The organism is Campylobacter sp. RM16704 (genome assembly GCF_000816245.1).
Taxonomy (GTDB): Bacteria; Campylobacterota; Campylobacteria; order Campylobacterales; family Campylobacteraceae; genus Campylobacter_D.
The window spans coordinates 1478238-1498930 of sequence record NZ_CP007769.1 but is presented as its reverse complement, the minus strand read 5'-3'; the positions used below and the strand labels follow the sequence as shown (position 1 = coordinate 1498930).

Below are 20693 nucleotides of genomic sequence, written 5' to 3'. Positions count from 1 at the left end.
ATTTGAAGATATTTATAATTTTATAGGAAAATTTAGAAAATAAAGGATTTAAATTTTTATTACTGCTTTTATGTCTTTTGGAAAATTTTCAATATCATTAAATGCGGTTTTATTATGAGTTCTCTATTTGTATCTACAAAAAAAGTTATCATTTTTTAAAATTAACTATAAAGTAAAAAAACATAAAATTTGCTAAAGATTATAAAATAAAGTAAAATCATAACAAAAAAAGGGAAATAATGATTAGTGTAGAATTAATAGAGCATATTTTTAAAGCTGCTTCTATATCAAGGTGGAATGATTATCCTAGAATGACAAATTTAGTTGAGCTTGATAAACAAGCACATAAATTTATCATTGCATATTTTATTGCTAAAATGGAAAAAGATGTTAATATGCGTTTTATCATAGAAGCAGGAATTTTTGAGTTTTTAAGCAGGGTTGTAGTAACTGATATACGCCCTGATGTATATCATGAGATAACACGAGCAAAAAACGAGCAAGTGAGTGCTTGGGTGTTAAGTAAAATAGCACCAATGATTCAAGATATAGAAAATGGTGCATTTTTAAAACGCTATGAGCTTTTTTTACAAGGTAAAGATTATGCAAAAGAAAGGCTTATTTTAAAAGCTGCTTCGTATTTTGCGACAAGGTGGGAGTTTAATATAGTTTATCAAACTAGCTCGTTTTTAAGTGATATTGATGAGATTAAGGCTAAGGTTGAAGAAGAATTAGAAGATTATTATGAGTTAATTGGAGCAAGAAAGATCGCACTTAATCAAAAAATTTCTAAAATAATCGATTTAAGCGGGCGTTTGCGTTTTCAAAAAAGATGGGCACAAACTCCAAGAATTCCTGAAACTGCAGTTTTGGGACATATGCTTGTAGTAGCGATTTTGTCTTATTTTTACTCTTTAGAAATAAAAGCTTGTGATGGTAGAATAGAGAGTAATTTTTATTGTGCTTTGTTTCATGATTTACCAGAAAGTTTAACTAGAGATATCATCTCTCCAGTAAAATATGGCATAGATGGGTTAAATGAAATCATCAATGAATATGAAATGAAGCTTATTAATGAGAAAATTTTACCTTTTATACCACTTTCTTTTAAAGAAGAATTTAGTTATATACTTGGTATTAGAGAAGGACAAAATGGAGAAAGTGCTTTTGTAAAAAACGAATTTGAAAATCGCATTTTTAATAACAAGCCTAGTGTTTATAGTGGTAGTTTAGATGCGGTTAATGAGGATCGTTTTAAAGCTATAGATGGAAAAGCTTTAAAGTATTGTGATAAATTAGCAGCTTTTATAGAGGCGGCTTTATCAATTAGCTATGGAGTAAAGTCTAAAGAATTAGAAAGTGGTTTTAATGGAGTGTATAAGTATTTTAAAACAAATCCGACTATTAATGGAGTAAATTTTATTAAAATTTGCGAGAATATTAAAGAATATTTTAAGCTTTAAACCCTCTCCCAGATAGCTGCGGCACACACTAAGTCTAAGTGCTCTGCTGTGTTCCCACCCTGAAGCGGTGCTTAAAAATAGCATTGCACAGGTCTAAGAGAAGGCAGTTGAAATAATATCTTAAAATATCTTAAAAAACATTGAGGTGAACATGTTGAGTATATTTGCAAACTTTTTATCTAAATTTAGAGAATTTTTTGTTCCTAGTCATTTGTCTTTAGAATTTAGAGCAAAATCTTTTGCTGCTATTATCGTGGCAAATAAAAACATAAAAGCTGAAATTTGGCAAGTCTTGGCTGATATTGCAAGTGAAGTTTATCCAAATGATAAAAGCAGGCAAGCAATTTTAGTGCAAACTTCAAAAGAATACGTAGATAGGGTTTTAAAAAATGAGCTTAGTCTAGATGCTTTGCTAAAAAATATCGTTTCACTTTTGAAGAAAAATCCTAGATATGCAAAGAAAATCAATTTTAATAGGTTTGAGCGTTTGATAGATAAAAACGAAGAAGAATCTTTGGTGCAACTTAGAGTATATGAATTTTTCGAACAAGAAATAAAATATATATTAGAGCAAAATCAAAGAATATCCAATCAAATAGAAAACGCTAATAATTAGCGTTTCATATTGATTGCCTTTTGTATCATTTGATCAGCTGTTGTGATACTTTTACTGCTAGAGTCATAAGCTTTTTGCATAGTGATTAAATTGGTAAAAGCCACAGATAAATCTACATTAGATTGCTCCAAATAAGAACCTTTAAAGGTTGCCGTGCTGAAATTTCCATTTGTATTAAGTAAAAATGTTGGCTCGCCACTATTTCCGGTTTGCCCGTAGAGATTTTCTCCTAATTTTTCCAAACCTTGTTCGTTTATAAAATTATATAGGGCAAGTTTTGCTATAGCTATTTGATCTCCATTTGTAAATGTAGCCATAATGGTTCCATCTGAATTAACAGAGTAGTTATTTAAAAATCCTTCACCTTTGCCATCTGTTTTTGTATGTACTGAAGGCTGTTTGTTTTTTAAAGCATGTAATCCATCATAACCTGAATTTGGTATATTTGGGTCATAATAAGATCCAAGATTTATACTAACTCTTGTCCCGTTGTTATCAACTGAAGTTAGAGTGTTTGAAACCAAAGCTCCTGCTTCGTTAAAAGTGATTAAACCTTCAGTTGTCCCACCAATTTTGTTTCCATTGTTATCATAAACTTGAGCAACTGCTTTGTACTCTAAATTTGTTCCATTTTGAGGTAAAACTCTATCTAATTTCACTTTTACCCAGCTAATAGATCCATCAGGATTAATTAATTTTGCAGAAAGTTCAGAGCTATCAGCTACTTCTTTTTCTACACTTATATGAGATGATTCCAATCTAGCAGTTTCTATATCTACCTTATTAAGTGTTTGGTTGTCAATACTAAAAGCTAAATTTTCATCTAAAGTTGCTTGTAATGTTTGACTAGCTCCTCTTTCGTCTTTGATTTTAAAATATATAGTATCTCCAGGTTTTAAACCATAAATTTGCTCATCTTCAACGCTACCTGAAATTTTTACACTGCCATCTCCATTTTTTATAAAATTAAACCTTGAGCTATCAACATCAACATTTACAGCTTCTGTTTTCGTGCTAGTATCTAAATTTCCGCTCCAAGTGATATTTTGAGTTGGTTGAGGTGGTAAATAAAGGTTTTTAGGCACAGAAATAGGACCTTGTGTATTTACTCCACCTATTTGAAAATTTTGGCCAGGAGCGCCGGTCCAAGCTGTTGTAACTTTTTGACCAAGTTGCTGACCGAACATATTTGAAACCCTATCACTTAGTTGAATTTCTTTTAGAGATGGATTCATAGTTCCGAGTATATAGTTTCCATTAGAATCAACCAAATTTCCATTAGCATCTGGCTTAAAGGCTCCATTTCTAGTGTAATAAACTCCATTACCATTACTTACACCAAAAAAACCTTTTCCAGCAATTGCTACATCAAATTCATTTTCAGTTGCTATCAAAGGTCCTTGCTCAAAAATATCATTTGTAGCTCCTACCACACTCCCATAACCACCTTGTCCTTTATTGTAAGATTGCGTTGTTATGGTACTATAAAATACATCTTTAAAAGCTACATCAGAATATTTAAATCCAACAGTATTAACATTGCTAATATTATGAGCAGTATTATCTATACCATAGCTTTGAGATTTTACTCCATTGACTCCATTGTAAAACGCTGTAAACATATTTTATCCTGTAATTTCTTTGATATCTTCCCATTTAACCCAGCTTCCACCCATACCAACTAAGGCTTCACCTTTTTCAAATTTAACACCAGTAATTGGGTAAGCACCATAAGTTGAATTAACAGTTGTGCCATCTTCTCCCACATAGCTTGCTCTTACATAATATTTTCCAGATGGAACAGGGGTTCCACTATCATCTGTTCTATCCCAAACAATTTGCTTCATACCAGCACTCATATCTTTAACACTCATAGTTCTTACAGGATCTCCTGCTTCGTTATAAATAGTAAATGTTACAGGAGTGCTATCTGATTTATAGGCAGAATCAATTGATGCTGTTGAAATATTAACACTTGGAGTATGTCCTATAATTTTAAATTTCTGATCATCTCCAACTACGGCTTGGACTGTTTCTTCTTGTCCGCTAGTATCTTTTAGCTTAATATGTATAGTATCACCAGGTCTAGCTACCTCACTATCAACTGTACCTGAAATATCAAGTTTGCCATTATCATGTTTTGTGAGTTGAAATCCACTTGCATCAACATCAGTTTTTTTACCTTTTTGAGGTTCTTTAGGCAGATACATATTAATTTGAAATTGTATATCATCATCTGCTACTACAAGATAATTATCTTTAACAGTTGCGAGTTTTCCAACTGCTGCTAATGCACTCATACCAGTACTTGCTGCAATAGAATTTTGCAATTTTGTCATTGCATTAACTAGTTGAGTCATAGTTTTATTTGTATTATCTTGCATTTCAAGTGCTGAAAGTTGTGCTGTTTGAGTAAGCATTTTTTCTGTATCCATAGGATCTGTTGGATCTTGATGTTGAAGTTCTATCAAAAGAAGTTTTAAAAACGCATCTTTATCAAGCTCTGCTTTAGGATTTGTAACCAATCCATCATTACCTTGCTCTATATGAGAATCATTTTTTATATCTTTTGTGCTAATTCCCAATGGACTTTGAATCATTTGTGTATTAATGTTTGCCATAAAAATCCTTTCTTATGTATTTTTAAAATTTAAAGCAAAAAATATTCCACTTAGAAATACTTTGCTAAAACCATTTCTAAGTTTGGCTTTTCTTGAATTTCTTTTTCAAAATTCACCTTATTTTCTTTTGTATTATTTTTTTGTTTTTGATGATTATTTTGCTCTTTTCTTTCTTGGTTGTTAAAATTCATTTCTAAATTTGTAAAACCCATATTTACAAGAGCATTTTTAAACTCAGCTTGATGTTGTATAAAAAGATTTAATGTGTTTTGATTAGAGTTAAAACTGATGTTTAAATTTGATCCTCTTTGTATTAGTGTTACCTCTACTTCTCCAAGATTATGAGGATTTAAAGTTATATTAAAACGCGTAATAGGAGCTTTATAACTTTCAATTTTTTCTTTAAATTCTTGTGCAAAATCGTTAAATGTTTCTTTTAAAGGAATATTTTGGTTTTTTACAAAGTTATTTGAAACTTTATTCATTTCTCTAATATATGAATTTAAATTTTCTCCATTATCTTTTTCATCTTTTAATATTTCCTTGGTTGTTTTAAAAATATCTTCATATATATTGGTATTTTGTGTATTTTTCTCAATTTTTATATTTTTATCTTGTGTATTTAACAAATTCTCAAAATCAACTTTTGTATTTTGTTGATTTTGTAAGCTTGAAACATTTTTATTATTTATTATTTCGCTTTTAATTTCTTTATCATTGTGAAATTGTTGAGGTTGAATTTTTTCTACTGGTTTATCTTTTAAATCTATTTTTTCTATGTTTTTAACTTCTTTTTTTAAGTTACTATGCTGTGTTAGATTGATAATTTCTGTATTATCATTTAGCTTTTCTTTATTCACTTTTGTATTTTGTTGATTTTGTAAGCTTGAAACATTTTTATTATTTATTATTTCGCTTTTAATTTCTTTATCATTGTGAAATTGTTGAGGTTGAATTTTTTCTACTGGTTTATCTTTTAAATTTATTTTTTCTATGTTTTTAACTTCTTTTTTTAAGTTACTATGCTGTGTTAGATTGATAATTTCTGTATTATCATTTAGCTTTTCTTTATTCACTTTTGTATTTTGTTGATTTTGTAAGCTTGAAACATTTTTATTATTTATTATTTCGCTTTTAATTTCTTTATCATTGTGAAATTGTTGAGGTTGAATTTTTTCTACTGGTTTATCTTTTAAATTTATTTTTTCTATGTTTTTAACTTCTTTTTTTAAGTTACTATGCTGTGTTAGATTGATAATTTCTGTATTATCATTTAGCTTTTCTTTATTCACTTTTGTATTTTGTTGATTTTGTAAGCTTGAAACATTTTTATTATTTATTATTTCGCTTTTAATTTCTTTATCATTGTGAAATTGTTGAGGTTGAATTTTTTCTACTGGTTTATCTTTTAAATCTATTTTTTCTATGTTTTTACTTGGGAGTTCTAAATTTTTTAATGCAGACGAAAGTAAAGATGTATTTTGACTTTCTTTATTTTTAACTGGAATGTTTTTTGCACTGGAATCTTCTTGTAAAAATTTAGAAATTTTTTGATTAACTAAGTCTTGAAATACATTAGTATTACTTTTTTTTGGCGTTTCAAAAAAACCTTTTTTGTCAAGATTTGGAAAAGATTCTTTCAAGTCTTTAATTTGTTCGAATTTAATATTTTTAATGTTTAAACCAAGATCCTTGGCGATATTTAAAAGTTCATTAATATTTTTTATATTTTTTAATTTATGTAAGTTTTTTTCAAGAGCTAATATAGTAGTATTATCTTTTACAAGTTTGTTTAATTTTATATCTTTACTATCGCTTTGTAAAACTTCTAACAAAGAAAGTATTTGCATAAAATTTGCACCTTCAAAAGGTTTCATAGCATCTTTTTCGTCTAATGATATTTTATCATTGATATTTTCTTTTAAATTTTTATCATTTACTTTGTCATCTTTTTGTGGAGCTTTAAAATCTTTTGGTAAGCTTCCATCTTTTTCATTGATAGCTTGCAATAAAGAATTTAAAAACTCTTCCCCATCATCTTGCGAGTTAGTGCTTTCTTTGTTAAGATTTTCATTTTGTGGAGTGATACTTAATAAATTTAAAGCATCACTAGTTTGAATATTAGACATTAGTTTAACCTACTAAAAAATTATTTTTTGCCAAATTTGGAAATAAATTTTTCAATTGCAATGCACAATCAAATTTTAAATTTTCATGAGAAATATTGAAATTCTTAAAAATTACTAATAATTCCTTTATATTTTTTGCATTTAAAACAGCATTATCATTATGTGTATCATCTAAAACTTCGCTCATTTTACTTGAAAGTTTTGCATAGTTTAGCTCTTTTCTTTCTTTTGAAATTGCTACTTCTAAATAATTTAAAAGTTCCATAAAATACCTATTATTTAAAACTGAAGTTCCTTGTTTTTCCAAATTGGTATTCAATACTTGTGTATTTAAGTTTGACATATTTTTCTCCTTAAAAATAATTGTTAATCAAGATAAAAGCAACAAGTATTCCAAATTTTCAATCTTAATTTTTAAGTAATTTTTTTATATAATATCAGATTTTAAATTTAAGATTTTGGAGAAAAACTTGGATAATATTAGAAATATAGCTGTTATAGCTCATGTTGATCATGGAAAAACAACCATGGTAGACGAGCTTTTAAAACAATCAGGAACCTTTAGTGAGCGTGAGCAAATAGCAGAACGCGTAATGGATAGCAATGATATAGAAAAAGAAAGAGGTATTACCATCCTTTCAAAAAATACTGCAATCAGCTATAAAGGCACAAAAATAAATATTATAGATACTCCAGGTCATGCTGACTTTGGTGGAGAAGTTGAGCGTGTTTTAAAAATGGTAGATGGGGTTTTACTTTTAGTTGATGCACAAGAAGGAGTTATGCCTCAAACTAAATTTGTGGTAAAAAAAGCTCTGTCTTTAGGGCTTAAACCTATTGTTGTTATTAATAAAATAGACAAACCAGCTGCTGATCCTGAACGTGTAATCAATGAAATTTTTGATCTTTTTGTGGCTTTAGAAGCAAGTGATGAACAACTTGATTTTGCGGTGGTGTATGCAGCTGCTAAAAATGGCTATGCAAAGCTTGCACTTGATGAGGAAAGTAATAATATGGAGCCTTTGTTTAAGACTATACTTGAACGCGTACCTGCACCAAGTGGCAGTGATGAAAATCCTTTACAACTTCAAGTTTTTACTCTAGGTTATGATAATTTCGTTGGTAAAATAGGAATTGCAAGAATTTTTAATGGAAAAGTAAAGAAAAATCAAAATGTTATGCTTGCTAAAGCAGACGGAACTAAAATTAATGGAAGAATTTCTAAATTGATTGGATTTATGGGGTTAGAAAAAACAGATATTGAAGAAGCAGCAACCGGAGATATTATAGCAATAGCAGGTTTTGAAGCTTTAGATGTAGGAGATAGTGTTGTAGATCCAAACAATCCTTTGCCACTTGATCCTTTGCATATAGAAGAGCCAACTTTAAGCATAGTATTTTCTGTAAATGATGGTCCACTAGCAGGAACTGAAGGAAAACATGTAACTTCAAATAAAATAGCAGAACGTTTAGAAGCTGAGATGAAAACAAATATTGCTATGAAATATGAAAGCACAGGTGAGGGTAAATTTAAAGTAAGTGGAAGAGGCGAGTTGCAAATTACTATCTTAGCTGAAAATATGCGTAGAGAAGGCTTTGAATTTTGTATGGGAAGACCTGAGGTTATTGTTAAGATAGAAGATGGAGTTAAAACCGAACCATTTGAACATTTGGTAATTGATGTGCCTGATGATTTTACTGGAGTTGTGATAGAAAAACTAGGAAAAAGAAAAGCCGAAATGAAAACCATGACTCCAACCGGAGATGGTCAAACAAGACTTGAATTTGAAATTCCAGCACGTGGGCTTATAGGTTTTAGATCTCAGTTTTTAACAGATACAAAAGGTGAGGGCGTGATGAATCATAGTTTTTTAGAGTTTCGTCCATTTAGTGGAGCTGTTGAAAAAAGGAATAATGGTGCGTTAGTATCTATGGAAAATGGTGTTGCTTTGGGATATTCTTTATTTAACTTACAAGATAGAGGAGTTTTGTTTATCGATCCTCAAACTAAAGTATATATAGGTATGATAATAGGCGAGCATTCTCGTCCTAATGATTTAGATGTAAATCCTATTAAGGGAAAAAATTTAACCAATGTTAGAGCAAGCGGTAGTGATGATGCTATAAAACTTGTTCCACCAAGAAAATTAAGCCTTGAAAGAGCTTTGGAGTGGATAGAAGAAGATGAACTTGTAGAAGTTACTCCACAAAACATTAGAGTTAGAAAAAGATATTTAGATCCTACTCAAAGAAAAAGAATGGAAAAGGCTAAGTCTTAATGGATTTTGAAGCTATACGCCAAGCTTTAAATAAAAGACTCAAAGCTTTACAAATTTTAGCTGTTGTAGAGGCTTTGGTGGTATTTTTTTTGATTTTTCAATTTAGTAAAGATATTATCATAGCCTTATTTGGTAGTGTTTTGGCTGGTGTTTTGTTTTTTAGAATTTTAGGCAGAAGGCTTATGTGGGGACGCAATGAGCTTGTTTTTAAAATGTGTGAAGAATTTCTAAAACAAAATGATGCAATTTTTAATAAACAAGGTTTTAATCAAAGTGATTTTGAAAAAATTCATTTCGATTTCACCCCCAAAAACTATTATTCTCAAAATTCTTTTATTTTTAATGATTTTATCCTTTATGATATTAAATTCAAAGATGAAATAGGAAATTTCTTTTGTGGTATTTTGCTTTATAGTAAAAAATTAAAACAAGATATTATTTCTTGTGAGAATATTTTTCAAAAAATAAAAGAAAAAGATTTTACTACGCAAAGAGTACTAAAAAAAGATGATTTTTTATTTATAGCAAGTTTAAAAAACCCTTTTTTTGCTGACTTAAAAATTTCAAGTGAGTTAAATTTCAAAATTTTCAGAGCTAATTTAGAAAAAATCCAAGCATTTATAAACAACTAAGCATAAAAAGCTCAGTTGTTTTCCTCAATTTTATAAATTTTTTTTGTTTTTAATTTATCATTTTTACCCATTAAAGTTCTTATAGTTTGAATTTGTTCTTTTGAAGCTTGTGTAGTTTCTTTTAGTATAATCCATGTGATTTCTTGATTACATGGTTTGTTAAGCTTACTTTTGAAAGTATAAAAAGAATCAGTATTGCTTGGTAATAACTCATTTGCATTTAATCCTTGAACATAAAGTTTATCACCTTCTTTTTTTGGAAATGCACGGATGATTTTTTTGATAAATGGATTTTCATTTCCTTCTTGTAAAAGCAAAGCAATAACAACTATATCACCTTTTTGACTAACATGGCTAAAATGGATTTCTAAAGGGTAAGATTGGTTGTTTATAGATATTTTAGAGGGTGTATGAAAATGAAAATGAGATAAATCATAATTTGTGTTATTATATGTAATATGACTACCATTGCTTGCAAAATGCATTTTAATAGTGTATCCATCGTTGATTAATCCGAATGAATCATCCATATAGTTAAAATATAGTGTATGAGGTTTTTTTGTTGAATTTTTTGTATCAATGTTGATCAAATCTTGATTCATTCCACTTTCACAATATACCCAATTTTTATCTAAATTTTTCCATTTATCTTTGTCGATAAAATTTCCATGGGAAACATTTTGAGGTATTTGTTCATATGCAAAAACTATAGAACTTAAGATACAGGTAAAAAATAATGTTTTGATTTTCATGAGTATTCTCCTTTTTCTAGTATAATTATAAAAAAATAATACCTACAAAAAGCTTATATTTATGGATTATTATACTGAAATTAAATATTTTGAAAAAATTACAGATAATATAAAGGATAAATTGATTGATATATGGGAGGATAGTGTAAAAAATTCCCACGATTTTTTATCTAGTTTTGATAGAGAAAAGATTAAAAATGATCTTTTAAATTCACAAGTATTTTTCAGTTTAAATTATCTGATTTGTTATGATAAAGATGAGATGGTTGGATTTTTGGCATTTAAGGATGAAAAAATTGAAATGCTATTTATAAAATCAAAATATTTCAATCAAGGCATAGGAACTACATTAATATCTGAAGCCATAAATAATTATCATTTAAAGTATGTCGAAGTGAATAAAGATAATTATAAAGCATATAAATTTTATCAAAAATGTAAATTTATACAAGAGAGTGAATATGAAGATGAATATGGTTTTGTTGTTTTAAAAATGAAACTTTAGTCATTCTTTACCATCTTTAATAGGTACAAAAAGACATTCATCTAAAACTTCTTTAGATATTTCTCCATCTTTTTTTGTAAATTTAGTGATAAATTGTTGGTTGCCTATAAGCAAAGGAGCTACTAAAATTCCATTATTTTCTAGCTGGTCAAATAAAATATTTGGAATATGTTCTATATAAGCAGAAAGTAAAATTCTTTCATAAGGTGCATAGTTTTTCCAGCCATTTTGGCCATCATCAAATTTCACATGGATATTAGTGTAGTTTAGTTTTTTAAATTTTTCTATAGCATTAATCGCTAATTTTTCTATGCGTTCTATAGTAAAAACTCTCCTTATAAGCTTACTTAAAATTGCAGCTTGATATCCACTTCCACAACCTATTTCTAAGACACTATCTGCACTTTTAAAATCAAGAGCCATAGTCATTTTTGCTACAGTTAGTGGCGAGCTTATCCATTGATTGCCCATCAAAGGGAGTGCATCAAGTCTATAAGCATGCATTTTTAAAGGCGAGAAAATTTCTCTTGGAGTAGAACAAAAAGCTTCGAATAATTCTTCATTGATGAAAGTATTTTTACGAATTTCTTCAGCCATAGTTTGACATTGTTTTTGCTCAAATAAATGAATCAATAATCACTCCTTGGTTAAAAGGTGTATTTTACATTAATTTTTATTTATTTAGCTTTAAAATAGTTAGGATGCCTTTTTAGGCATCCTATTGAAATTATTCAAGTGTGTAAAGGATGTTTGAACCATCTTGATAAGATAGAATTTGAATTTTATCATCTTTAAAGAATATACTTCTTGCATTAGTGATATTTTCTGGGTAAGAAATTGTTTTAACTATTGACTCAGTTTCTGGATTAATTACAGCAATAACATTATGATTTTTACTTAATGCGTAAATTTTACCATCATTATAAGTCATTGAAGTTATATAAAGATCTCCTAAAGTTTTGCCTTCTTTAAGTTCTGCTTTTGGAGTAAATTCACCTGAAAGTATTCTATCAGCTAAAGATACTTTAGAGATAACAAAAGTTTTGGCATCTTTATTGTTAGGAACAGTTGCAATATACATATACTTGCCATCTGTTGTAGTACTTAAAATATGGTTAAATTTAGCTCTTACCGTATCAACTCTACCACGACCCAAATCTTTTCCTTGACCTTCAAATTTGTCATTTCCTTTTACAAAGTCAGCATATTGTAAAGCTTCATCTGCATTAGGATTTTTTGCAAATCTTAAGAAAGTTTTATTTGATCCCATCAAAATATATTTATTGTCTAAATATGGAATAATTCCAACTATAGGATTGATTGTAGCTGAAAAATATGGATCCAAAACAAAATCTTCTTTATTATTGAAGTTGTCATCTAAGAAATATACTTCCCATTTAGAACTTACAACATATTCACCGTTAATATAATCAAGCGTATTGATAGGCTTTGCAAAATCAATTTTAGTTTCATTAACAATTTTTAAGTTTTCATCAATATTTGCAAATGGTGCATTACTAGTATTATTGTCAAATTTAATACCTAGTTTTTCACTCGCAGGAGCAAAAGCAAAATCTGGCTCTTTAACATCACGTTTTCCTAAGAAAGAAAGGCTTTTCCAGCTTTTACTCCAGCCAGAATCTGACCAAATAATATATTTTGGATTTAAACTGAAACGAACTGGATCGCCTTGTCCGCTATATGGAACAGGACCGGTACTTACAAAAGCTTGGAAAACATTTGAGGCAACAATAAAAGCTACAATAACCATAGCTGCTAAATTAAATTTTGTTAATTTTCTAAAGCTAGCACCTTCCATTTCTTTTTCAAAAGAGCCAAATTTAGGAGCAAATGCAAAAATTACACCAAGTAATAAAACTACAGCCCAAAATACTACTTCAGCCCAAAAGTAAGTATGTAGACCAAAAATAGGCAAACCAAAGCCTTGATCAAGATCACGATGTGCATGACCACTTATATGATTGAACGATTGCCATAAGCCAAATGCAGTTGCTATTAAAAGAAAAGCTAAAAATTTTCCTTTCATTCCATAACGCACTATAAATAAGGCTGCAACACCTATATAAATCATAGATTCTCTTTGACCCCAACAAGATGTGCAAGGACTATCACCCAGCATATAGCCAAAAATTAAATTTGCAATTCCAACAGGCAATAAAATAACCAAAAAGCCTGCTAAACACATTAAAAAGTAGAAAAATTTAGTTTTGTTAATATCACACATATTATCCACCTTAAAGATTTATTAGGCCTAAGATTGCGCCTGATTTGCGACCTAAGTAGTCAAATACCATTATAACCCACGATATCACAAGTATAGAAAAAGCAAGTTTTTCTTTTTCTGGTTTTACTATCATGAGAACTATGGCAATAAAAATTAGTAAAAGTTCTAAAAACTCCATAATTACTCCTTGAAATAAATTAAACTTGCGTATTTTATTATTTTAAATTAAATAAAAATAAAATATTAAATAAAAAAAAATAAAATAATTTAAATTGGAAAAGATTTGAGTAGTTTTGAGACTTAAAAGTCATCAAAACTTAAACTCCCTTTGGAATAATTAGTAACTTTACTTTCAAAAAAATTACTTTTTTGGTCATTAAATTTAGAAAAATCATCTACCCATTTAATAGGGTGTTTTGCATTGTAAATTTTATCAAGATTAATGGCTGTAAGTCTTTGATCAACAAGATAATGAATATATTCTTCTATAATATCATCTGTAAATCCCATAATTTGATTTTGTGTGATATATTTACCCCATTTGATTTCAAGGTCTCCAGCTTTTTTAAACATATCATAGATCTTATTCACATTAGCATCATTAAATAAATCAGGTCTTTCTTTGTATACAGAATTAATCATATTTTGAAATAAAAGCAAATGAGTGATTTCATCTCTTTGAATAAAACGAATCATTTGTGCTGAACCTAGCATTTTTCCAGCACGAGCAAGAGCGTAAATAGCAGTAAAACCGCTGTAAAAATATACTCCTTCGAGAATTTGATTTGCTACCATGGCAAGTAAAAGCTTATTATCATCTACATTACCAGCTAATTCTTCATAAATACTAGAAATAAAATCATTTTTTTCTCTTAGAGTTTCATCGTGTTTTTCCATTTCGTAGATTAAATCTGTATTTTCACAAATTGCCTCAACCATTACAGCATAAGATTTTGAGTGATTTGCTTCTTCATAAGCCTGTCTTGCTAAAACTGCGTTGATTTCTGGAGCAGTGATGTATGGGTTGATATTATCTGCAAGATTGTTTGTTTGAAAACTATCCATTGAAATAAGTTGAGACCAAACTAAATCATACATTCTTTTTTCAGCCAAAGTTAAATTACAGCGATAATCTAGTGCATCTTTAGTAGTATCAACTTCCTTTGGAAACCAAGTGTTTGCCTCCATTAAATCCCAAAGTTTTAAGGCCCAAGTATATTTTGCTTTAGTAAAATTTAAAATACCATGAGGGTTGCCATTGAAAACTTTTCTATCATTTAAAGTTTCGCTTGATTTTGGGTTGTAAATTCTTTTTCTGTTCATTTTTCCACCTTTTTAACAATAGCACTTTGGCTTAATATGTCATGTAAACTTAGAGTATCTTTTCTAACAAAGCTTACTAGAAAACCTATTAATAAACCAAAACTTATAATAAAAATAATATATCGTAATAAAATTCTAAAAAAACTTAATTTTTGACCATTGTTTATATCTATTAAATATAGATCATATGCTTTAAGTCCTGGACTTTGAGCTTTTTTTGCCAAAAATAAAGCTTGGAAAAAACCAAAAAGTAGCGGACATAAAAAAATAACAAACTGATTATTTAAAAAAGCCTCTTTAGATCCTAGTGTGAAATAAAATAAATATAAAACTGGAACATAAAGTAAAAATATATCAATCAAAAAAGCCTTGAATCTAAACCATCTATTTGCTATTTTTGCTTTTGCTTTCATTAGTTGCCACGACTACCAGGTTTGATAGCTTTAGTACCTTTTTCACAAAGTGGACATGTGTTTGCTTCATAAATATCAAAATCAAAATTTCCAAGTGCAAAAAGTGGTAAATTTTCAGGTAATTTAGCATTTTCCTTTCTTGGATTGTTTAAATTTGTAACTGCACAAAAACCACGATTAGCTAAAGCCGCAAATCCTACTATCTCTCCACCTAAGCTTTGAATAATTTTGGCACTTTCAAGTGCTGAACCACCTGTTGTGATAATGTCTTCACAAACTATAAATTTTTCGCCTTTTTTAACTTCAAAACCGCGTCTAAGACTCATAACTCCCTCTACGCGTTCTGTAAATATAAAGCGTTTATTGCAAGCTCTAGCAAGCTCATATCCTGCTAAAATTCCACCCAAAGCAGGAGAGCAAATGCTATCAAATTTAATATCAAAACTTGCAATAACCTTTGCAAGTTCATCACAAAGCTTACCTGCTAATTTTGGATTTTCTAAAACCTTAGCACTTTGAAGGTAAAATTCAGAATGCTTACCAGAACTAAGTAAAAAATGTCCCTGTAAATATGCACCACAATCTTTATAAATTTGCTCTAAGTTCATTATCAAACCTTTAAAAGTTCCACTTCTTTGTTTTTAACTAATTCATCTATTTTTACTGTATAGTTATCGGTTTGTTTTTGTACTTCATCATAAGCTTTTTTAGCCTCATCTTCTGAGATTGCTTTATCTTTTTCTAGTTTTTTAACCGCATCATTGGCATCTTTTCTAATATTTCTAATAGCTACTTTGGCTTTTTCCCCCATAGCCTTAGCATTTTTGGCATTTTCTTCTCTTTGTTCTCTTGTCATAGGAGGGAAAAACAACTTTACGCTTTCACCATCGTTATTTGGATTTACACCAATATTTGCCGCAGCTATAGCACTTTCTATTGTTTTGAGCATAGATTTTTCCCAAGGAGTAATGCTAATAGTTGAAGCATCTGTTGCTAAAACTGTTGCTACTTGATTAAGAGGAGTAGTATTACCATAATAGTCTACATGAATATGATCAAGTATATTTATATTTACTTTACCTGTCCTAATGGTAGTAAAATCTTTTTTTAAAGCTTCTATACTTTTATCTGATTGTTGTTTTTGCTTAGCATAAATTTCATTCAGCATAGTTTTTCCTTTATTTGCTAGTATTGGTTTCGCTTACTGGTGCACTCGGTGCTACCGGAATGTTAGTTGCGTTTGTTTCAGGTGCTTTTGGTAAAATTTGTTCAGCTTTTTCGGCAAGTGAATTGGAATTAGCATTATTATACATATAACTTAGAGCGATTGTATTAGCAATAAGTAAAATACCCATAACAAAAGTAAATTTAGCTAAAAACCCTGCAGGTCCTTTTGCTCCAAATAAACTTTCGTTACTTCCACTATACGCTCCAAGTCCTATACTGGAACTTTTTTGTAACAAAACAGCAATACAAATGATTACAACAATTGCAAATTGCAAAATAATTAAAAAAGTAGTCATGAATTTTCCTTGTTGAAAATAAAACAAACATTTTAACTTAAAAAGCTTGATAAAAACTTGAAAGAGATAAATAATTTTTGCGAGAAAGCTCGCAAAAATTATCTGTTGCTAAAACTTCTTAAAATATTAAGAAGAGAGATAAAAAGATTGATAAAATCAAGATAAAGTGCAACTGCACCTTCTATTGGTGTTTCGTAATTTCCCCTAATGATATTTTGTGTATCATAAAGAATGTAAAAAGAAAATAAAATCGCACCAATACTAGAAATAGCTAAACTTACAAGTGAGCTTTGAAAAAATAGATTAATCAAAGAAGCTACTACTATAACGATTAAAGCCACAAAGAGCATTTTTCCCATCATGGTAAAATCTTTTTTTGTATTCATAGCAAATACACTTAAAGCACCAAAAGCTACCGTAGTTAAAGCAAAAGCCTGAGCAATAATACTAGCTCCAGCAGGAAGTGCTAAAACAGAATATAAAAGTGGTGTTAAAGTAAGCCCTGAACAAAAAGTAAAGCCAAAGAGTAAAATTAGATTAAGAGGAGCTTCTCTTTTTTTCCATTGCAAAGCAAATAACAATCCAATTTCTACAATAAATAAAACCCAAAAAGTTGCTTGAGATTGTATAAATAAATGTGCTAAGGCAAAAATTCCTATGTAAGCACCAGCTGTTGCAGCTAACAAAGATGCGGCAAAAAGTTGATAAGTTTGTTTTATAAAAATGCTTAAATCACTTCTAGCATAACCTTCAAATTCTTGGCTTTTAGAATTTGAGTAATCTCTATCATAAAGACTCATTAAATCCTCCAATATTTTTAAAATTAAAATTTACAAAAAAAAGATAAATAAATGATTAAAATTATATAAAAATTATATAAAAACAAAATTTAGTATAATTTGTCAAATATAAAAACCAAAAAAAAGGATTTTTTTGAAAGATTTGATTGAAGGTGCTTTAAAATTTATGCAAGAGGATTTTAAAGAACATGCAGAGCTTTTCGAAAGTTTAAAAAATAAGCAAAACCCTCATACGCTTTTTATAGGTTGTGCTGATTCAAGAGTAATTCCGAATTTGATTACAAATACAGGTCCAGGTGAACTTTTTGTTATAAGGAATATAGGCAATATTGTTCCACCTTATAGGGTTGGAGATGATTTTTTGGCAACTACTTCAGCAATTGAATATGCTTTTAATTCTTTACATATTAAAAATATCATAGTTTGTGGACATAGCAATTGTGGTGGTTGTGCGGCTTTGTATGCAAGTGAGAATGATTTAAAAAATATGCCAAATGTTAAAAAATGGCTTACTCTACTTGAGCCTATAAAATACAAAGTTTTAAAATTAGCTAATGATGATTTAGCAATGCGATCTTGGATGACTGAAAAAATGAATTTGGTTAATTCTTTGCAAAATTTATTAACATATCCAGGTATAGAGGAAGCTTTAAATAATAAAGAAATAGAGTTGCATGCATGGTATTATATTATAGAAACAGGAGAAATTTATGAGTATGATTTCAATTTTGAAAATTTTATTTTAATACAAGAAAGGATAAAAAAAGCATGAAAAATTTTTTTTCAATTATTTTATTGTTCCTATTTGTGAGTTTCTTAAACGCTCAAGAAAAAAATACTTTAGAGGATAAAAATAGTATATTTGCTTTGGTGCAAAATTATATTGAACTTAATTTGCTTTTAGAAAGTTTTAGAAACAATAATGATGCTAATGCTACAGAATTTCAAGAAAATATTAAAGAAATAGAAAAGCAAAAAAATAATATCTTAACAACACTTCCTTTGAAGATTGTGTCACAAAAAATTGATGAAAAAGAAGCAAAAGAATTTTTAAATACTAAGCACAAATTACAACAAAATGTCAAGGAAGCACAAAATAAAAAAAGATATTACGAATATGTTGATAGTAAAATTAAACTTTTGAATTTAACTTCAGCAGAATATTTTTACTTGTGTATTTTTGAATTAGAAAAAATTTTTATACAAGGAGCTCAAAGCCAAAAAATAAAAAATGTCATTGATAAAAGTATTGATATTTTAAAAGAAGACTTAGTGTTTAATTTTACGTTAGATAAAGAGAAAATAAATGACATAGAACAATTAAAAAATTTGGAAACAAGTGAAAACAATTTAAGAAATGCTATTAAGTCATATAATGAAATTTTAGTATATTTGAGAAATAACGCTAGTCTATTAGAAACAAATTTTTTATTCAATGAACTAGGTTTGCAAAATGCTATTAATTATATAAATGAGCAAATACCTATTACTAGTTTTAATATTGGTAAAGTTGTAATATCTGTTATTGTTATTATTTTATTTTATTCTTTAAAATTTTATCTTGCAAAAATTTTATATTTTATTTTAATACGTTTATTTGGAAAAAATTCGACCAATTTAGAGGTGAAAACTCATTTTCTAGAAAAACTTCAAGGTCCAGTAGGTTGGTTTTTATTTATATATGCTTTAGGAATTTGCTTTACTATTATTTATTATCCAGCTCCAGTAGATATAAGAATCGGTAATATTTTATCTATAGTTTACACTATTTTAACAGCATGGCTTGTGATAAATATTTTTGATAGTTATGGAATGATGGTTGTAGCAAAATTAGCAGAAAAAAGTGGAAAAAGAGAAGTTGTAAATTTGATTATTAAAATTTTATATGTCATTATTATAGTAATTACCGTTTTATTCGTTTTGGCACATTTAGGATTTGACATTTCAGCTTTGATTGCATCTTTAGGTATTGGTGGCTTAGCTGTAGCTTTAGCAGCTAAGGATATCATAGCAAATTTTTTTGCTTCTGTATTGTTGCTTTTTGATAATAGTTTTAATCAAGGTGATTGGGTAGAAATTTCAGGAATTGAGGGGACTATAGTAGAAATTGGACTTAGAAAAACTACTATCAGAACTTTTGATAATTCTTTAGTATTTTTGCCTAATTCAACCATTATGGGAACAAATATTAAAAATTGGAGTAAAAGAAAAGTTGGTCGTCATGTAAAATTATATGTTGGTGTAACTTATGATGCAAAACCTGAGCAACTTGAGCAATGTGTTGAAGATATAAGATATTTATTGGCTACTAATCCTTTGATTGCACAAGTTGATGATAGTGCATTAAATCACGGAGGAACACGTGCTAGATATAGACAAAATTTAGTATCAGTAAATGATTTAGAAGGTTATAAAAATAGTACCCATGTAGCTGTGAGTGGATTTGGAGCAAGCTCTATTGATATAGAAGTGTATTTTTACACTAAAGCAGTTGATGCTGTAGGTTTTAGAACAGCTAGACAAAGCATTTTGCTTGAGCTTATGAAAATTGTAGAAAGAAATAATCTTAGTTTTGCTTTTCCATCACAAAGTCTTTATATAGAAAAAATCAATAAAAACTCAAAAGAAGAACTTTAATAAGTTCTTCTTAATTGCATTCTACTATTATTTTTTGTGCAATAATAATACTATTGTTTTTACTACCTTCAATTTTTACAAAACTTCCTTTTTTTAAATCTTTTGTATGACCTTGTTTTTTACTGCTTCCAAACACTCCGCAATTATATACTTCAATTTGTGTTTGAGGTAAAATAGTAATAATAAGATTGTTATTAAAATTGGTTTGAATGCTTATAGTATTTTGATTAACATTTTTTAATACACCTTGAATTTTATAGGCTAGTGAAAAAGTACTAATACACAATAAAATCATTAAAATACGCATGTAAAATAGCTCCTTTTTGCTATTTTACACTTAAAATTTTAATAAGCTCTTTTTTTGCAGTCTATTTTAATTTCTTTTGCAGTTATATTTTGAGTTTGATTTGGAACTTGTGGATTTGGAGTGGTTTGAGTATAACCATGGAAAATTTCAGCTTCTATGAAAGTACCTATTTTTAAATCTTTAAATGTTCCTTGTTTATCCATACCAAAAATACCACAATCATCCATATCAATTTCTGTGTTTGGCAAAATTTTGATATTCATTTTTTGCCCATAAGTAGTATCAATTAAAATGGTTTTTTCACCATCATTTATATCAACAATTGTTCCATAAATTCCATCTGCATAAGCAAAACTTGAAAGACTTAAAAAAGTCAATAATGTAGTAATTCCTTTTTTCATTTTATCTCCTTTGATTTTATATGTGAATTATATAATCTTTTAAGTGA

23 protein-coding genes and 1 other RNA gene are annotated in these 20693 nt (G+C 28.6%); 7 read left to right on the top strand and 17 right to left on the bottom strand.

The window, feature by feature from the left end:
* Positions 1–239: 239 nt before the first annotated feature.
* A complete protein-coding gene (locus CAQ16704_RS07620; protein WP_039667609.1) occupies positions 240–1463 on the top strand; it encodes an HD domain-containing protein in 1224 nt (407 codons plus the stop codon).
* A 2-nt stretch (positions 1464–1465) separates the two neighbouring features.
* Here CAQ16704_RS07620 and ffs read toward each other — a convergent pair.
* An RNA gene (gene ffs, locus CAQ16704_RS08095) (signal recognition particle sRNA small type) lies at positions 1466–1563 on the bottom strand.
* A 51-nt stretch (positions 1564–1614) separates the two neighbouring features.
* On the opposite strand from ffs, the gene CAQ16704_RS07615 reads away from it, so the two are divergent.
* Positions 1615–2079, top strand: a complete 465-nt coding sequence (locus tag CAQ16704_RS07615; RefSeq protein WP_052245040.1) for a hypothetical protein — start codon at positions 1615–1617, stop codon at positions 2077–2079.
* Here CAQ16704_RS07615 and CAQ16704_RS07610 read toward each other — a convergent pair.
* The 4 genes from CAQ16704_RS07610 to CAQ16704_RS07595 are packed head-to-tail and all read right to left on the bottom strand — an operon-like array spanning position 2076 to position 7172.
* Positions 2076–3701, bottom strand: a complete 1626-nt coding sequence (locus CAQ16704_RS07610) for a flagellar hook protein FlgE (protein WP_039667608.1) — start codon at positions 3699–3701, stop codon at positions 2076–2078. The genes CAQ16704_RS07615 and CAQ16704_RS07610 overlap by 4 nt on opposite strands.
* Positions 3702–3704: 3 nt before the next feature.
* Positions 3705–4700, bottom strand: a complete 996-nt coding sequence (locus CAQ16704_RS08275; RefSeq protein ID WP_052245039.1) for a flagellar hook assembly protein FlgD — start codon at positions 4698–4700, stop codon at positions 3705–3707.
* A 50-nt stretch (positions 4701–4750) separates the two neighbouring features.
* Entirely contained in the window at positions 4751–6829 is a 2079-nt protein-coding gene (fliK, locus tag CAQ16704_RS07600) for a flagellar hook-length control protein FliK (protein WP_039667607.1), read from the bottom strand.
* A gap of 4 nt (positions 6830–6833) precedes the next feature.
* Positions 6834–7172: a hypothetical protein gene (locus CAQ16704_RS07595; RefSeq protein WP_039667606.1), complete on the bottom strand. Its 339-nt coding sequence runs from the start codon at positions 7170–7172 to the stop codon at positions 6834–6836.
* 127 nt (positions 7173–7299) lie between these two features.
* On the opposite strand from CAQ16704_RS07595, the gene typA reads away from it, so the two are divergent.
* Together typA and CAQ16704_RS07585 are read left to right on the top strand one after the other, a co-directional pair.
* A complete protein-coding gene (gene typA, locus CAQ16704_RS07590) occupies positions 7300–9108 on the top strand; it encodes a translational GTPase TypA (protein WP_039667605.1) in 1809 nt (602 codons plus the stop codon).
* On the top strand, positions 9108–9740 hold the full coding sequence (locus CAQ16704_RS07585) for a hypothetical protein (protein ID WP_039667604.1): 633 nt from the start codon (positions 9108–9110) through the stop codon (positions 9738–9740). Before typA ends, CAQ16704_RS07585 begins: the two co-directional genes overlap by 1 nt.
* Positions 9741–9751: 11 nt before the next feature.
* On the opposite strand, the gene CAQ16704_RS07580 is transcribed toward CAQ16704_RS07585, so the two are convergent.
* Positions 9752–10492 carry a carbonic anhydrase alpha gene (locus CAQ16704_RS07580; RefSeq protein ID WP_039667603.1) on the bottom strand — a complete coding sequence of 247 codons (741 nt, stop codon included), beginning with the start codon at positions 10490–10492 and terminating at the stop codon, positions 9752–9754.
* Between the two features lie 61 nt (positions 10493–10553).
* On the opposite strand from CAQ16704_RS07580, the gene CAQ16704_RS07575 reads away from it, so the two are divergent.
* Positions 10554–10997: a GNAT family N-acetyltransferase gene (locus CAQ16704_RS07575; protein ID WP_052245038.1), complete on the top strand. Its 444-nt coding sequence runs from the start codon at positions 10554–10556 to the stop codon at positions 10995–10997.
* On the opposite strand, the gene CAQ16704_RS07570 is transcribed toward CAQ16704_RS07575, so the two are convergent.
* The 9 genes from CAQ16704_RS07570 to CAQ16704_RS07530 form a co-directional block, all read right to left on the bottom strand.
* Positions 10998–11627, bottom strand: coding sequence for a protein-L-isoaspartate(D-aspartate) O-methyltransferase (locus CAQ16704_RS07570; RefSeq protein ID WP_039667777.1), 630 nt, complete (start codon positions 11625–11627; stop codon positions 10998–11000).
* Between the two features lie 97 nt (positions 11628–11724).
* Positions 11725–13242 (bottom strand): disulfide bond formation protein DsbI, encoded by a 1518-nt coding sequence (gene dsbI, locus CAQ16704_RS07565; protein ID WP_039667602.1) that lies wholly within the window; start codon positions 13240–13242, stop codon positions 11725–11727.
* A 10-nt stretch (positions 13243–13252) separates the two neighbouring features.
* Entirely contained in the window at positions 13253–13420 is a 168-nt protein-coding gene (gene dba / locus CAQ16704_RS07560) for a disulfide bond formation protein Dba (RefSeq protein ID WP_039667601.1), read from the bottom strand.
* Between the two features lie 122 nt (positions 13421–13542).
* On the bottom strand, positions 13543–14565 hold the full coding sequence (locus CAQ16704_RS07555) for an aerobic ribonucleoside-diphosphate reductase Ia, B2 protein subunit NrdB (RefSeq protein WP_039667600.1): 1023 nt from the start codon (positions 14563–14565) through the stop codon (positions 13543–13545).
* A complete protein-coding gene (locus CAQ16704_RS07550) occupies positions 14562–14978 on the bottom strand; it encodes an RDD family protein (protein WP_039667599.1) in 417 nt (138 codons plus the stop codon). Before CAQ16704_RS07550 ends, CAQ16704_RS07555 begins: the two co-directional genes overlap by 4 nt.
* Positions 14978–15586 (bottom strand): orotate phosphoribosyltransferase, encoded by a 609-nt coding sequence (pyrE, locus tag CAQ16704_RS07545; RefSeq protein WP_039667598.1) that lies wholly within the window; start codon positions 15584–15586, stop codon positions 14978–14980. The genes CAQ16704_RS07550 and pyrE overlap by 1 nt, the downstream gene beginning before the upstream one ends.
* Positions 15587–15588: 2 nt before the next feature.
* Positions 15589–16146 carry a ribosome recycling factor gene (gene frr / locus CAQ16704_RS07540; protein ID WP_039667597.1) on the bottom strand — a complete coding sequence of 186 codons (558 nt, stop codon included), beginning with the start codon at positions 16144–16146 and terminating at the stop codon, positions 15589–15591.
* 10 nt (positions 16147–16156) lie between these two features.
* Positions 16157–16501, bottom strand: a complete 345-nt coding sequence (secG, locus tag CAQ16704_RS07535; RefSeq protein ID WP_039667596.1) for a preprotein translocase subunit SecG — start codon at positions 16499–16501, stop codon at positions 16157–16159.
* A 98-nt stretch (positions 16502–16599) separates the two neighbouring features.
* A complete protein-coding gene (locus CAQ16704_RS07530; RefSeq protein ID WP_039667595.1) occupies positions 16600–17301 on the bottom strand; it encodes a Bax inhibitor-1/YccA family protein in 702 nt (233 codons plus the stop codon).
* Positions 17302–17434: 133 nt separating this feature from the next.
* Between CAQ16704_RS07530 and CAQ16704_RS07525 the strand changes: the two genes are divergently transcribed.
* Both CAQ16704_RS07525 and CAQ16704_RS07520 read left to right on the top strand, forming a co-directional pair.
* Positions 17435–18073: a carbonic anhydrase beta gene (locus tag CAQ16704_RS07525; protein WP_039667594.1), complete on the top strand. Its 639-nt coding sequence runs from the start codon at positions 17435–17437 to the stop codon at positions 18071–18073.
* Positions 18070–19938, top strand: coding sequence for a mechanosensitive ion channel family protein (locus CAQ16704_RS07520; RefSeq protein WP_039667593.1), 1869 nt, complete (start codon positions 18070–18072; stop codon positions 19936–19938). The genes CAQ16704_RS07525 and CAQ16704_RS07520 overlap by 4 nt, the downstream gene beginning before the upstream one ends.
* 10 nt (positions 19939–19948) lie before the next feature.
* On the opposite strand, the gene CAQ16704_RS07515 is transcribed toward CAQ16704_RS07520, so the two are convergent.
* Together CAQ16704_RS07515 and CAQ16704_RS07510 are read right to left on the bottom strand one after the other, a co-directional pair.
* Entirely contained in the window at positions 19949–20245 is a 297-nt protein-coding gene (locus tag CAQ16704_RS07515) for a hypothetical protein (protein WP_052245037.1), read from the bottom strand.
* Positions 20246–20283: 38 nt separating this feature from the next.
* On the bottom strand, positions 20284–20646 hold the full coding sequence (locus CAQ16704_RS07510; RefSeq protein ID WP_039667592.1) for a hypothetical protein: 363 nt from the start codon (positions 20644–20646) through the stop codon (positions 20284–20286).
* Positions 20647–20693: the final 47 nt, after the last annotated feature.

Bases quoted from the DNA above. Each gene is read 5' to 3' on its own strand.
- CAQ16704_RS07620 (WP_039667609.1), top strand. From the start codon at position 240: ATGATTAGTGTAGAATTAATAGAGCATATTTTTAAAGCTGCTTCTATA.
- CAQ16704_RS07615 (WP_052245040.1), top strand. From the start codon at position 1,615: ATGTTGAGTATATTTGCAAACTTTTTATCTAAATTTAGAGAATTTTTT.
- CAQ16704_RS07610 (WP_039667608.1), bottom strand. From the start codon at position 3,701: ATGTTTACAGCGTTTTACAATGGAGTCAATGGAGTAAAATCTCAAAGC.
- CAQ16704_RS08275 (WP_052245039.1), bottom strand. From the start codon at position 4,700: ATGGCAAACATTAATACACAAATGATTCAAAGTCCATTGGGAATTAGC.
- fliK (WP_039667607.1), bottom strand. From the start codon at position 6,829: ATGTCTAATATTCAAACTAGTGATGCTTTAAATTTATTAAGTATCACT.
- CAQ16704_RS07595 (WP_039667606.1), bottom strand. From the start codon at position 7,172: ATGTCAAACTTAAATACACAAGTATTGAATACCAATTTGGAAAAACAA.
- CAQ16704_RS07585 (WP_039667604.1), top strand. From the start codon at position 9,108: ATGGATTTTGAAGCTATACGCCAAGCTTTAAATAAAAGACTCAAAGCT.
- CAQ16704_RS07580 (WP_039667603.1), bottom strand. From the start codon at position 10,492: ATGAAAATCAAAACATTATTTTTTACCTGTATCTTAAGTTCTATAGTT.
- CAQ16704_RS07575 (WP_052245038.1), top strand. From the start codon at position 10,554: ATGGATTATTATACTGAAATTAAATATTTTGAAAAAATTACAGATAAT.
- dsbI (WP_039667602.1), bottom strand. From the start codon at position 13,242: ATGTGTGATATTAACAAAACTAAATTTTTCTACTTTTTAATGTGTTTA.
- dba (WP_039667601.1), bottom strand. From the start codon at position 13,420: ATGGAGTTTTTAGAACTTTTACTAATTTTTATTGCCATAGTTCTCATG.
- CAQ16704_RS07555 (WP_039667600.1), bottom strand. From the start codon at position 14,565: ATGAACAGAAAAAGAATTTACAACCCAAAATCAAGCGAAACTTTAAAT.
- CAQ16704_RS07550 (WP_039667599.1), bottom strand. From the start codon at position 14,978: ATGAAAGCAAAAGCAAAAATAGCAAATAGATGGTTTAGATTCAAGGCT.
- pyrE (WP_039667598.1), bottom strand. From the start codon at position 15,586: ATGAACTTAGAGCAAATTTATAAAGATTGTGGTGCATATTTACAGGGA.
- frr (WP_039667597.1), bottom strand. From the start codon at position 16,146: ATGCTGAATGAAATTTATGCTAAGCAAAAACAACAATCAGATAAAAGT.
- secG (WP_039667596.1), bottom strand. From the start codon at position 16,501: ATGACTACTTTTTTAATTATTTTGCAATTTGCAATTGTTGTAATCATT.
- CAQ16704_RS07530 (WP_039667595.1), bottom strand. From the start codon at position 17,301: ATGAGTCTTTATGATAGAGATTACTCAAATTCTAAAAGCCAAGAATTT.
- CAQ16704_RS07520 (WP_039667593.1), top strand. From the start codon at position 18,070: ATGAAAAATTTTTTTTCAATTATTTTATTGTTCCTATTTGTGAGTTTC.
- CAQ16704_RS07515 (WP_052245037.1), bottom strand. From the start codon at position 20,245: ATGCGTATTTTAATGATTTTATTGTGTATTAGTACTTTTTCACTAGCC.
- CAQ16704_RS07510 (WP_039667592.1), bottom strand. From the start codon at position 20,646: ATGAAAAAAGGAATTACTACATTATTGACTTTTTTAAGTCTTTCAAGT.